We start from the raw sequence: 12954 nt of genomic DNA, 5'->3' as shown, positions 1-12954 counted from the left end.
ATGACCGTCGCCACGGAAAACATCGCCACCTTGATCGACGGCCTCGCCGCAACCGTCCCCAACCGCGACGCGCTGGTGGTGCCGCGCGCTCAAGGGTGCCGAAGCCTCACCTTCCGCGAGTTGCAGCGGGAGGCCAACCGGCTGGCCGATGGCTTGCGCCGCGCCGGATTCGATCACGGCGACCGCATTTTGGTGATGGTGCCGTTCGGCATCGATTTCGTCAGCATCACCTTCGCGCTGTTCCGCATCGGCGCGGTGCCGGTGCTGATCGATCCCGGCCTCGACCGCAAACAGGTGTTGACCGGCATCGGCAACGTTGCGCCCACCGGGTTCATCGGCATACCCAAAGCGCACATGGCGCGCCTGCTTTACAAAAAATATTTCCGCTCGGTGACGCGGCTCGTCACTGTCGGCACGCGCTGGCTGTGGGGCGGCACCACGCTCCGGTCGGTGCGTGAATCCGGCCAGAGCGACACCGTGGCGGTGGACACCGCCCCGGACGACGCGGCGGCGATCCTGTTCACCAGCGGCAGCACCGGTCCGCCCAAAGGCGTGCTCTACACGCACCGCATGTTTTCGTTGCAGGTGGAAACCATCAAACGGCTGTATAACATTCAGGTCGGCGAGATGGATCTGCCGACATTCCCGCTGTTCGGCCTGTTCGGCGTGGGTCTCGGCATGACCTGCGTGCTGCCGGACATGGACCCCACCCGCCCGGCCGAGGTGAATCCCGAAAACATCATCGGCCCCATCCGCCAGTACGGCATCACCAGCAGTTTCGGGTCGCCCGCGTTGTGGGACACGGTGACGCGGTATTGCCTCGATCACAATGTGAAACTGGAATCGCTGCAACGCATCCTGATTGCGGGCGCGCCGGTGCCGGGGTCGTTGCTCGAACGCTTCGATCACATTCTGCCCGCAAGCGCGCAGGTGCACACACCTTACGGCGCGACGGAAGCGCTGCCGGTGTGTTCGATTGAACGACGCGAGGTGGTGGATGAAACCTGGGCGCGCACGCAGGAGGGCTGGGGCACCTGTGTCGGCAAACCGGTGGACGGGGTCCAGCTCAAGATCATCCGCATCACCGACGAACCCATCCGCCGGTGGGACACGTCGCTGGAGGTGCCTGCGGGCACCATCGGCGAGATCGCCGTGCACGGCGACTGGACCACCCGCGAGTACGTCCAACTGGACACGGCCAACCTGAAATCAAAAATTCAGGAGGGCGACCGCACCTGGCACCGCATGGGGGATGTCGGCTACATCGATGCAACCGGGCGGCTCTGGTTCTGCGGCCGCAAGAGCCACCGCGTGCTCACCGCGGGCGGACACCTGTTCACCATCGTGTGCGAGGCCATCTTCAACCGGCACCCGGAAGTGAAACGCTCGGCCCTGGTGGGCATCGGCCCCCTGGGCGAGCAGACGCCGGTCATTGTCGTCGAATTGAACGCCGCGCAGGCGGAAGTCGATGCCTCGCAACGCAACCGCATCCGGGCGGAACTTCTGGAGTTGGGCGCGGGCCATCAGGCGACGCAGGCCATCGGCACGATTCTGTTTCACCCCGCGTTCCCCGTGGACATCCGCCACAACGCCAAGATCAACCGCGACCGGTTGGCGGCCTGGGCGGCCACCGCGTTGCAGCACTCACGCAAGGTTTAGATTCGGGTTCAGGAGCGGAATTCGTTGAGGTGGGTGAGGACCTGGTCCAGCAGTTTTTGGTCGAACAGGTTTCCAGCCAGTCCTTTGCGGACTTTCTCGCCGACGTCAAAAAACTTCTGGCGCTCGGCTTCCGACGGCATGGGCGCAACCTTCAACCCATTTTTCTTTATCACCTCGATGGCGCGGTCGTTGTCCTGCTGTACCTGCTGCACCAGCTTCTTCAGGTTTTTGCGGCTGATGTCGCGCACCGCTTTTTGCTGCGACTCCGACAATTTTTTGAACTGGCGCGTGGTCATCAGCACCGCGCCGGTGGCATTGCCCATGCGCAACTCCGACATGTAGCGGACCTTGGTGAACCATTGCAGCGCCAGCGCGCCGACGGGCGAAGCATAGACGGTATCGAGCATGCCCGTCTGCAACGACAGCAGCACGTCGGTGATCGACATGGGAAAAGGCGTCACACCCAGATGCTTGTAGGTTTCCTGCACCAGGGGATCGCCTTCCCACATCCACGCTTTTTTGTCGTGCAGGTCCTCGATGTTGTCGATCGGTTTCTGTGAGAAGAAATGAATCCAGCCGACCGGCACCCAGCCCAGCAGCACATACCCTTCCTTTTCAAACTGCCCGGCAAAGTACTCGGTCATGCTGTCGTAAACGTGCTCGATCTCCTTGTCGTCGCGGAACAAAAACGGCAGGTCGAGCACGCGCACTTCCGGCAGAATCTGTCCCAGTCCGACACCGGTGAAACCCGCGGCATGCAACTGGCCGATGCGCATCTTGCGGATGACGTCGATCTCGTCGCCGGACACGCCGCCGGGATAAAACTTGAACGCCACCTCGCCATTCGTCGCCTTGTCCACTTCCGCAGACAACGTGTTCATCCGGTTCATCCACGAAGAGCCTTCCGGCGCCAGCGTCGAAAACTTGATATAGGTCTTGGACGCCGCGTACACCGGCGTGGCCTGCACCGTCCACATCACCAGCGCGAACAGCAACGACGCCAGGATGCCGCAGGCGATACACAGAAACCGGGTGCGCGCCGGACGGCGGGTCGATCGCTTCGTGTTGTCTTCGTTTCGATCAGAACAGAACATCCACATCCTCCAAAAGTTGTTTGGCCTTGAGACGCGCCACTTCGTTGGCAAGACGCTGTCCGGGCAGCATGCCCTCCGGCGCCTCGACCACTTCCTGCAACAGCTTGGTGAACAATTCCTTGTCCTGCGTCTGCACCGCCAGCGTCTTGGCATACATCAGTTGAATGACCAGAAACTTGCGTCCGGTCAACTCCAGCCCGCGTTCAAAATGGCGCCTGGCCTGCTCCGGCTTGCCGCCCAGCATGGGCGACCGCGCACCGTAAAAACCGCCGAAGAACAGGTGCGGCCCGGCCTGATGGTAGGCCTCGTCCCACTGCAGCACCTGCCGCATGGCGGCTTCCACTTTCGGGAACGCCGCGAGGGCCTCCATGTCGGTCAGGTTGAACATCAGCCACGCACCCCAGCATTGCCCCGTCCAGAACAGACCCGGCAGAGTGTCCCGGTCCAGATTGTTCACCGCCGCAGTGAATTCGTTCGGCGGCAGGTTCAATAAATTTTCCGGTGCGCCGCTGAGGACGAGCGAGCGCACGGCATGGTCGCGCCCGCGCAGGTACAGGTCGGACGCACGGCGGTTGTCCTTGCCTTCGACGAAGCTGAAGGCGTAACCGCAGAAGCCTTCCGCCAGCTTGTGATGAAATGAAACGTTTTCGGGATCGGCCTTGACCAGCCCTTCCAGCATCTTGAGGCTGGCCGGGATAGCCTGTTCGGCCAGTTCAGGGTCCGACTCTTCATTGAGAGCCGCCACCTGGCCTTCAAACAGGGGGGACGCCATACGCAGGACCATTTGGCGCGGAGTGCAGGCCTCGAACAGCAACAGAGCAATCGCCAACCAGAGAAATCGAAATGCCATAGTCCTGAAATGATAACAAAACGCACCGCCCGCAACAACACAACAGCTTTGTTTTGACATAAATCCGGCATGCTGCTATGTTTGAGCCTGCCGGGATTGGGCTCCGAAATACCGTACTGTTTTAAGTCGCGCTCGCTTCCCAATCCTGACAGTCCTGTTCCTCCCAACCGTTATTCAAGGGTTTTGCCATGAGCAAAGACGAAGAAGAAAAAGAGAAAAGCGGTTTCACCTTTCAGGACCGGCGTTCGTCCCATCTGTCCGACGACGCCAGCCAGGAACAGGAGAAAAAAGTCGAGCAGGAAAAAGCTCAGGAAACCAAACCACCCGCTGACCAGGAAGCCGCTCACTCGCAACATAGCGGACCGATGGAAATCGATTTCTCCACCTTCGTGCTGTCGCTCACCTCGTCGGCGTTCTACTACCTGGGTGATATCCCGGACCCGGCCACCGGCCAGGTGATGGAAAACCTGCCCGCCGTGCAGCAGACCATCGACATCCTCACCATGCTCAAGGCCAAAACCCAGAACAACCTCAGCACCGAGGAAGCCAAGCTGCTGGAGCAGTTGATCTACGAATTGCAGATGAAGTACATCGCCAAACAGAAAAAAGGCTAGTCCCCTCCCCCCGGCTTTATATCCATGCCCACGCACTTCCCCGGTTGCCAGCCTTCCGGCCCCGGTGGTATCTTGGGTCGATAACACACTCACAGGGACCGCACGATGACGACACTGTTCGCCGACCACAACGGCATCTACCTGTACGGCATGACCGACCCGGAAGACCTGCGCCGTTACATCCAGCAAAAGTACACCGAGGCGGAAATCCAGTACGCCTACGAACACCTGCTGGAAGGCTCGAAAGCGCTGGCCAAGCAGGAAAAGATTCCCCCTATCCAGGCGCTGTGGAAGATTCTCGACCGGGCTTATGCCGAGAAAGTACCACCGCTCACCTGCCAGAAAGGCTGCGCCCACTGCTGCCACACCGGCGTCATGATCACCGAACTGGAATGGGAAGAGATGATGAATGCGGCCAGGAAGCAGGACATTGACCTCAACACCATCATCGACCGCGCCGAGAAAAGCATGCACAAGGTCGCCAAGACGCTGGAGTCCGGGGTCGATCCCGACAGCGTGGACTGGTACACCATGGTCATCAACCAGCCCTGTCCATTTCTGGAAGAGGACCAGAGCTGCGCCATCCACGAGAACCGTCCGCTCGACTGCCGCACCATGGTCGCCTTCCGCGAAGTGTGCGATTCCAAAAAGCTGGAACACGCGCAGCGGGGTGCGGTGATCGAGGAAGCCGTGGCGCCGACCGTCATCGCCCGCCTGCAATACGAACAGACGCCGAAATTCAAGCGCCGCAAATTCACCGGCAGCCAGAAACTGCGCCTCATCCAGCACTGGCTGTTGCAGTGGAAACAAAAACAGAAAAAGAAGAAGAAAAAATAACCGCTCTCCGGCGAGCATTGGCCGGCGAGCGTTTGACATAACTTTGGGTTACAAACCAGCGGTGCAATTTATGTCCGGTTATAAGGAAGGTCATGAATCCCCCTCATCCTGACCTTCTCCCGCCAGGGGAGAAGGAACCTTAAACACGCCCTTTCCCTTGACGGGAGCACTCATGGAGTGATGGGCTAGGGTGAGGGTGGCTGCCTCTGATTTTTTTTAATGACTCTTGTAAATTTCTCTTTGCCAACCAGATCCCATGTCTCTCGCCGCCACATTGACCGCACCGAAAACCCTCGTCATGCAGGATCGCCCGGCAGCCCAGGCGGGTCCGGGCGAGGTGGTGATCGCCGTCGAGCATGCGGGCGTCTGCGGCACCGACCTCGCCCTGTACTCCGGCGACTACTCAGTGCCACTGCCTTTGGTCTGCGGTCACGAATTTGTCGGACGAGTCACCGCCACCGGTGAAAAGGTCGATACGAATTGGAAGGGACACCGCGTCACCGCCGAGATCAACAACACCTGCACCGCGTACCGCTCGCCCACCCCCTGCCGCGCCTGCCAGCGCGGCATGCCCAGCCACTGCCAGACCCGCACCGTCACCGGCATCATCTCGAAAGACGGCGCGTTCGCGGAGGAAGTCGTGGTGCCGGCAGGCGTGCTGCACCGCATCCCGGACGGCATCGATCCCATCGCCGCCACGCTCATCGAACCGCTGGCGGCGGCACTGCAAACCTTCGTCATGACGCCGCCCAAAGAAACGGACGTGGTGGCGGTGCTCGGACCCGGACGCCTCGGCATCCTCATCGTTTTCGTCGCCGCGGTCGTGCACGGTCTCGATGTGATCGCCGTCTCGCGCAGCGAATCGAAACGCACCCGCGCCCTCGAGTACGGCGCTGCGTTGGCCTGTGCGCCGGAACAAGCCGGGGACATCGTGCGCGGCCAAAGCGCCGGCCTCGGCGCGGACATCGTGATCGACGCCACCGGACAGCCGCAGGGCTTTGCCGAGGCTTTGGGACTGGTCCGGCCGCGCGGCACCATCTCCGCCAAAACCACCTGCGGCCTGCCCGCCCAGGGGCTCGACATGACCCGGCTGGTGGTCGATGAACTCTGCGTGCAAGGGTCGCGCTGCGGTCCGTTCGCTCCCGCCGTGAACATTCTGGAGCAGCACCAGGACCGGCTGAAGACACTCATCACCTCGGTGCAACCCCTCCAAAACGCCCACGCGGCCATCGAGTCCGCTTTCCACGAAAACAAGGTCGTGCTCAGCATGCAGAAATAAAAAATCGATCTGTAAGTTTTCGCCACGGCACCCTACCAACTCCCTAGAGACGATTCATGAACGACGGTTCATGCAACGCATTGTTTGCTTTTTTGAAGGGAGGCCAACATGGCAAACGTGACATCGAAAGCCCAGGACCTGCTCGATAAAGCCGAAAAAGGATTCGGTTTCGTGCCCAACGTGCTGAAAGAGCTGGCAGCCAGCCCGGAAGCGCTGGATTTGTATTTGAGCGGCACGGAAATCATGAAAGACACCGTGCTCGACGAACGCGAGAAGCAACTCGTCATCGTTGCCGTGTCCACCTTCAACGGCTGCGATTACTGCAAGGCGGCGCACGGCATGGTGGCGAAGAAAGCAGGCGCCTCGGATGCGGATGTCGAAGCCATCCAAAACAAGAAGCCGCTCAACAACCCGCGCGACAACAACCTGGTGGAGGCCACCTTCCGCACGCTGGACAAAAAGGGCTGGCTGACCGCCGAGGACTTGCAGGAGTTCGAAGGCTGGGGCATCGATCGCCGTCAGGTGCTGGAGATCGTCGGCATCATCGCGCTCAAAACCATCACCAACTACACCAACCACATCGCGCATACCGAGATCGATGCCGAGTTCAAGCAGGGGTGATCGGCGTGCGGATTTACGATGGCGGTCCGTAACCGCCGCCGCCGGGAGTGAGCAGACGCAGACGGTCGCCGGGGCGCACGGCAATCTCGTTTTTACCGCCCAGGTCTTCTTCGCGACCGTCTTGGTGGATCAGCAGATTGTGTCCGCGCTCGGCCTCGCCGCCACCGTTCAATCCAAACGGCGCACGCACGCGGCGCTCGCACAGCAACGTCACCTGCAACGGCTCTAAAAACTCCATCTCGCGGAGGAGCCCGTCGCCACCGTGAAACCGTCCCACGCCGCCCGACTTTTTTCGAATGGAAAACGCACGCAATAAAACCGGATAGCGTTTTTCGAGGATTTCTGGATCGGTGATGCGGGTGTTGGTCATGTGCGTGTGCACGCCGGAGGCGCCGTGCCAGTCCGGGCCCGCGCCCGCGCCGCCGCCGATGGTTTCGTAATAGCCGAAGCGGTCGTTGCCGAAGGTGAGGTTGTTCATGCAGCCCTGCGAGGCCGCCGCCGCGGCGAACGCTTTCAATACCACATCCACCACGCGTTGCGAAGTCAGCACGTTGCCCGCCGCCACTGCGGCGTGGGCCGACGGCTTCAGGATCGATTCCTCGGGAATGACGAAGCGCACCGGATTCAGACAGCCCTGATTGAGCGGGATGTCGCGTCGCACCAGGCAACGCAGGCAATACAACACTGCCGAGTAGGTGATTGCCACCGGCGCATTGCAGTTGCCCGCCACCTCCCTTCCCGTGCCGGTGAAATCGAACAGAGCAGTGCCGTCTGCCTGCAAACGGATTTGCAGTTGGATCGGCGTGCCGTCGTCCATCGCGTCCGCCGCCACCAGGTCGCGACCGCCGTGCCGGCGATGCAATTCCCGCAACACCTCGCGCACCGCCATCTCCGCGCTTTCCTGAATGTAGCCCATGTAGGCGTGCACGACGTCGAGCGTGTTCTCCTCGACCAGCGACCGGATCAGCCCGATGCCGCGCCGGTTGGCGGCGATCTGCGCCTTGAGGTCGGAGACGTTGTCGGCCAGGGCCCGCGTGCCGGAAAGAACGTGTGCGTTTTCATAACCGGGAATCACCGGCGGCGTGGTGAGCAACTGTTTAAGCGCTTCTTCCTGAAACACGCCCTCTTTCACCAGTTGAAACGAGTCGAGGGCCGCGCCCTCTTCCTCGATGCGCGTGGAAAACGCGGGCATGGAGCCGGGCGTGGTGCCGCCGATGTCGGCATGGTGCCCGCGGCTGGCGACGAAAAAAATGATGCGGTCGTTGTCGAACACCGGCGTGACGACCGTCATGTCCGGCAAATGCGTGCCGCCCGCCTGCGGATGATTGGACAGGTACACGTCGCCGTCCTGCATCGTGCCTTCATGCAAACGCATCTGCGCGCGCACCGCCTCGCCCATCGATCCCAGATGCACCGGCTGGTGCGGCGCATTGGCGACGAGGCCGCCTTCCGGATCGAACACGGCGCAGGAGAAATCCTGCCGCTCCTTGATGTTGGTGGATACCGCCGTGCGTTGCAGCGTGTGCCCCATCTGCTCGGCGATCGACATGAACTTGTTGCTGAAAATGGCAAGCTGCACCGGGTCCCAGCGCGCCTCGGTGCTCGTGTCCGGCAATGCGGAAACCGCGATCTCCACGTCGCCCTGTTCGGTGACGCTGGCGCGGCATTCGGGTTCGATCACAATCGTCGAGGTGTCGTTGAGCAGGATCGCGGGACCGGCAACCGCCTCCCCCGCGCCCAGTTGCTCCAGCCGGTACACCGGCGTCTCCCGCCAGCCTCCTTTGAAATAGCACGAAGTGTGCGCGCCGGGCGGCGTGGGTTTCGTTTTGGGCGCAAGCGGCCGCTCCCGCGGCCGTTCGGTTTTGCCGACACCGCGCACGCGCAGGCCGTCGATCAAAATGGTGCGGCCCTCCAGTTCGAATCCGTATTCGCGTTGGTAGAGCGCGCGAAAACTTTGGGCAAAGTCGTCGTCCTCGGGACGCCGCACCATGACCGCATGATCCGTCCCCTCATAACGCAGACGCAAAAACTCCTGCGTCTCAATGTGGCCGCTATCGAATCCTTCCGCCGCCAACACCTGCGTCACCTGCTGGCGCAACGCTGCGAGGCGCGGTTCCCATGACGCGGCGGACTGGGCGTTCCACTCCCACGATGCAGGCTCTTCTTGTTCCACCACCACGTCGGCCAGGGCCAGTCCGTAGGCGGAAAGAATCCCCGCGAAACGGTGGATGACGATACGGCGGATGCCCAGCGAGCGGGCGATGGCGCAGGCATGTTGCCCCCCGGCGCCGCCGAAACAGGCCAGCGCGTGCTTGCGGATGTCGTGGCCGCGTGCGATCGACAATTCACGGATCGGCCGCGCCATGGTTTCATTGGCCACCTCGATGAACCCCATTGCAATCGCTTCCAACGTCAACGGCGGCTCGCCGCGTTTTTTTTGTTCGGCGTTGATGTCTTGCGCCAGGTGTTCGAATGCGGTGCGTGTCGCTTCGGCATCGAGCGGTTCATCGTGATTGGGACCGAAGATATGCGGGAAGCATTCCGGCACCAGCCGTCCCAGCAGCAGGTTGGCGTCGGTGAGCGAAAGCGGTCCGCCTTTGCGATAGCACGTGGGACCGGGGTGCGCGCCGGAGGAGTCCGGCCCCACCGCCAGCATGCCGTTCTGGAAGAACAGGCGCGAGCCGCCGCCCGCCGCCACGGTGCGGATGTCGAGTTGCGGCGCCATCAGGTGCACCCCCGCGATTTCCGTTTCCTCCACCCAGTCGAACCGGCCGTCGAAACGCGACACGTCGGTGGAGGTGCCGCCCATGTCGAAACCGATCAACGGTTGCGGGCGGTCCGGATCAAACCCGGTTGCCGCGTACCCGACCACCCCGCCGGCGGGCCCCGAAAGAATCGCGTTGCAGCCTTTGAATTGATCGGCCGGCACCAGCCCGCCATCCGACTGCATGAACAAGAGGTCGGCCTGCGGGTTGCGAAAACGCGAGCGGAAGCCTTGCAGATAACGGGCGAGGTGCGGTGTGAGGGTGGCATCGATGCATGTCGTCTGGCCGCGCTCCACCAGTTTGATGCGTGGCATCGTCTCCGACGACAGCGACACATGCTCAAACCCGATCTGCCTGGCCAGCTCGCCGATTTTCTGTTCATGCGCGGCATACGCATACGCGTGCAGCAGCACCACGGCGAGGCTTTCGATGCCCGCGTCTTTCAATTGTTGCAGGTCGGCGCGGACCTGGGTCCAGTCCGGAGTCGTCAACACCTCGACCGCATCGCCGGAAGCGCAACGGATGGCGCCGGGGGTGCGGTCGATGGCTTCCGGTGTGAGCAGGCGCAGGCGTTCATCGATTTCGAGCACGGCGGTGTGGAGTGGATCGGGCCGGTGGATGGCGAGGTCGAACAGGTGCGGACGGTTCTGCTTGCCGATAACGAGCGCATCGCCAAAGCCTCGCGTGATGACCAGCGCCGTCTTCGCGCCCCGGCGTTCCAGCAGCGCGTTGGTGGCGACGGTCGTCCCCATGCGCACCCACTCGACGGCGGAGGCATCGAATCCCTCTTGCGGCAGCGGTGTGCCGAGCACCTCTTCCAGCACACGGCGGATGCCCTCCACCGGCGCGTCGGCATAATGGTCCGGGTCCTCCGACAACAGCTTGACGACACGGTACCCCGGTTCGCCCGGCACCTCGGCGTACACGTCGGTGAAGGTGCCGCCCCGGTCTATGGAAAAACGAAAACGGTTTGGATCGGCCATCGCGATGTCATCCGATCAGAATAAAATCGGCCCGTGTCCGTTGGCAGGACACAACGCCCGGAATGCCGCACGGAGTCACCCGGCGAGCAGGTCGCGGGTGGCGCTTTCACGCGCCAGGAAGCAGTGCAGCTTGCTGTCGCCGCCGATAGCGGTCAGGTATTTGCGAGTTTGTTCCAGTACATTGAGCAGTTTGAAATCGCTGTAGGTGGGCTCGTGATGAAAAAACGCGAGGTTGCGGACACCCGCTTCGAGGGCGATGTCCACGCCGATGAAGGTGGAGCTGTGCCCCCAGTCTTCCTTTTCCACGCCTTCGATGAAGGTGTACTGGGAATCGAAGATCAACAGGTCGGCGTCTTTGAAAAAATCGATGGTGGGTTTGAGATCTTCCGGCGAAAGCTTTTTGTATTCCGCATCGGTCGCATACACCACCGACCGCCCCCGGTACTCCACCCGGTAAGAAAAACTTTTGCCGGGATGGTCCATCTCCTTCCACGTGACGGTGATCGGGTCCGATTCATCACCGAAGACAACGCTTTTTTGATCGTCGATGGTCCGGACTTCCACATCGGCGGTGAACGAGTTGAACGATACCGGGAAGTAGCGCGGGTCCTGCTGTCTCATCAGCCGTTCTTTAATATCCGTGTGAGCGCCGTAAAATATGATGCGGTTGCCCTTGGTGAACAGCGGCAGGAAAAACGGGAGGCCCATGATGTGGTCCCAGTGCGTGTGCGACAGGAAGATGTGAATCTCGCCCTGGCCTTTTGCAAATTCGCCCTCCATGAGATCCAGGCCGAGCATGCGCAGGCCGGTGCCGCAATCGAACACCAGGTTCTTGCCGCCCACTTCCAACTGGACGCAAGCGGAGTTGCCGCCGTAACACCCGCGAACGGGCTCCGGCAGGGATTCGATGAATTTCTGGCGGGCGGATTCGTCCTTCAGGTCTTCCGGCTTCGCCATCTCCAGGACTTTTGCAATTTTCGCCTCGATGTCGTGGCTCAGCAGGGGCGAAGGCAACGATCCGCGGACCCCCCGAAACGTAACTAGAAATTGTTCAGCAGACATGATGTATTGGGTGATGATTGGCAAATCGTTCCCGTATTGCCGTCGCTGTTAGGAACTCAATCCTCAAGGGCCGACACGCATGGGCAGCCTGTCCGCGTGGAACGAATTTGTCATTATAATGGATTGGGATTATTTATAAAGAACTTCCTGCGCCATGTGCAGACTGTCGCGGGTTTTACCCACCAGATCTTCCAGCAGATCCGGCGTCAGTCCACAGCCCTGCATGAAACTTCGGTCCGGAGTTTCCTTGTGAGCGGAGATACCGTGCCCCATGCCGAAATGGTTGGCAATGTCGTTGGCCATGATCACGCTCAGCAGCACCGGATACTTTTTCCCCTTCTCCGACATTTCCAAAAAATGCTTTTCCACGGAGAGTGTCACTTCGGCGGGAATGGGCCACCATTTCTTTATGAACTCCGCGCCCAGTTCGGGGTGAGCGATGCCGAAGCGTTTCTGCTCCAGCACTTGCAGCGGTTTGTCGATGCCGCGGACCTCTTTCAGAAACGCGTTGTATTCCTGAGGCACAATAAAATTGAACACCATGATGCCGATGTCATGCATCAGCCCCGACAGATAACAGGGGTCCGGTTCGCAGTGTAGCTCCTCCAGATGTTCCGCCAGAAGCCGGGCCAGAATGGCCACTGCCAGCGAATGTTGCCAGAATTTTTTCTGGTTGAGGTCGCTTTCCCGCAAAAACAGTTGGGGCAATTCCAGGGTGTACGCCAGATCCAGAATCATCTTCAGGCCGAGGCGGATGATGGCGTCGGGCAAACGCTCCACCTTGGAACCACTGCCGCCAAAAAATACGCTGTTGGATAGCTGGATCAGGCGGCCGGAGAGGATGGGTTCCGTCTCAATGAGGATGGCAATGTCGCTGACCTGGCTTTTGGGGCTGCCGATCTTGGCCTCAAGCCGGTGCAGGATATCGGGCAAAGGCGGTATGTTTTTCTTCTCCTGGATGAGTTCCAGAATATGTTCCCGCATGCCGGAAGTTATTCAAAAAGTCGTAATATACAAACGGTTGGTGAACCGAACTGCCCTGCAGATGGTTTCAATATATCGATTGTCACTGGTTTCTTCAAAGTTGTCAATGATTTATGGGAATATCGCCCGATGATGAAAAAAGCAGTTTGAAGTTGACCCCGCTTGCTTTAACTCATAGAATCAAAGCGTAAAATTGCCATAACTAA

At 60.6% G+C, this 12954-nt stretch carries 10 protein-coding genes; 5 read left to right on the top strand and 5 right to left on the bottom strand.

Going from position 1 to position 12954, the window contains the following annotated elements; translation table 11 throughout:
- Entirely contained in the window at window positions 1–1659 is a 1659-nt protein-coding gene (locus QML71_RS05255; RefSeq protein ID WP_282010860.1) for a fatty acid CoA ligase family protein, read from the top strand.
- Window positions 1660–1667: 8 nt separating this feature from the next.
- Here the strand turns inward: QML71_RS05255 and QML71_RS05250 are convergent, their stop codons facing one another.
- A complete protein-coding gene (locus QML71_RS05250; protein WP_282010859.1) occupies window positions 1668–2753 on the bottom strand; it encodes a TRAP transporter substrate-binding protein in 1086 nt (361 codons plus the stop codon).
- Complete coding sequence (locus QML71_RS05245) at window positions 2740–3603, bottom strand: TRAP transporter TatT component family protein (protein ID WP_282010858.1); 864 nt, start codon at window positions 3601–3603, stop codon at window positions 2740–2742. Before QML71_RS05245 ends, QML71_RS05250 begins: the two co-directional genes overlap by 14 nt.
- A gap of 188 nt (window positions 3604–3791) precedes the next feature.
- Here QML71_RS05245 and QML71_RS05240 point away from each other — a divergent pair, with 188 nt between their 5' ends.
- From QML71_RS05240 to QML71_RS05225, 4 genes are all read left to right on the top strand, one after another.
- Window positions 3792–4217, top strand: coding sequence for a DUF1844 domain-containing protein (locus tag QML71_RS05240; RefSeq protein ID WP_282010857.1), 426 nt, complete (start codon window positions 3792–3794; stop codon window positions 4215–4217).
- Window positions 4218–4322: 105 nt separating this feature from the next.
- Window positions 4323–5054, top strand: coding sequence for a YkgJ family cysteine cluster protein (locus QML71_RS05235; protein WP_282010856.1), 732 nt, complete (start codon window positions 4323–4325; stop codon window positions 5052–5054).
- Window positions 5055–5310: 256 nt separating this feature from the next.
- Window positions 5311–6333 (top strand): alcohol dehydrogenase catalytic domain-containing protein, encoded by a 1023-nt coding sequence (locus tag QML71_RS05230; RefSeq protein ID WP_282010855.1) that lies wholly within the window; start codon window positions 5311–5313, stop codon window positions 6331–6333.
- 108 nt (window positions 6334–6441) lie between these two features.
- Window positions 6442–6954 (top strand): carboxymuconolactone decarboxylase family protein, encoded by a 513-nt coding sequence (locus QML71_RS05225; RefSeq protein ID WP_282010854.1) that lies wholly within the window; start codon window positions 6442–6444, stop codon window positions 6952–6954.
- A gap of 13 nt (window positions 6955–6967) precedes the next feature.
- Here the strand turns inward: QML71_RS05225 and QML71_RS05220 are convergent, their stop codons facing one another.
- The 3 genes from QML71_RS05220 to QML71_RS05210 all read right to left on the bottom strand — a co-directional run bounded on the left by QML71_RS05220 (window position 6968) and on the right by QML71_RS05210 (window position 12748).
- A complete protein-coding gene (locus tag QML71_RS05220; RefSeq protein WP_282010853.1) occupies window positions 6968–10702 on the bottom strand; it encodes a hydantoinase B/oxoprolinase family protein in 3735 nt (1244 codons plus the stop codon).
- Window positions 10703–10777: 75 nt separating this feature from the next.
- A complete protein-coding gene (locus tag QML71_RS05215; RefSeq protein WP_282010852.1) occupies window positions 10778–11788 on the bottom strand; it encodes an MBL fold metallo-hydrolase in 1011 nt (336 codons plus the stop codon).
- 105 nt (window positions 11789–11893) lie between these two features.
- Window positions 11894–12748, bottom strand: coding sequence for an HDOD domain-containing protein (locus tag QML71_RS05210; protein WP_282010851.1), 855 nt, complete (start codon window positions 12746–12748; stop codon window positions 11894–11896).
- Window positions 12749–12954: the final 206 nt, after the last annotated feature.

The organism is Nitrospina watsonii (assembly GCF_946900835.1).
Taxonomy (GTDB): Bacteria; Nitrospinota; Nitrospinia; order Nitrospinales; family Nitrospinaceae; genus Nitrospina; species Nitrospina watsonii.
This window is presented reverse-complemented; position numbering and strand designations above follow the sequence as displayed.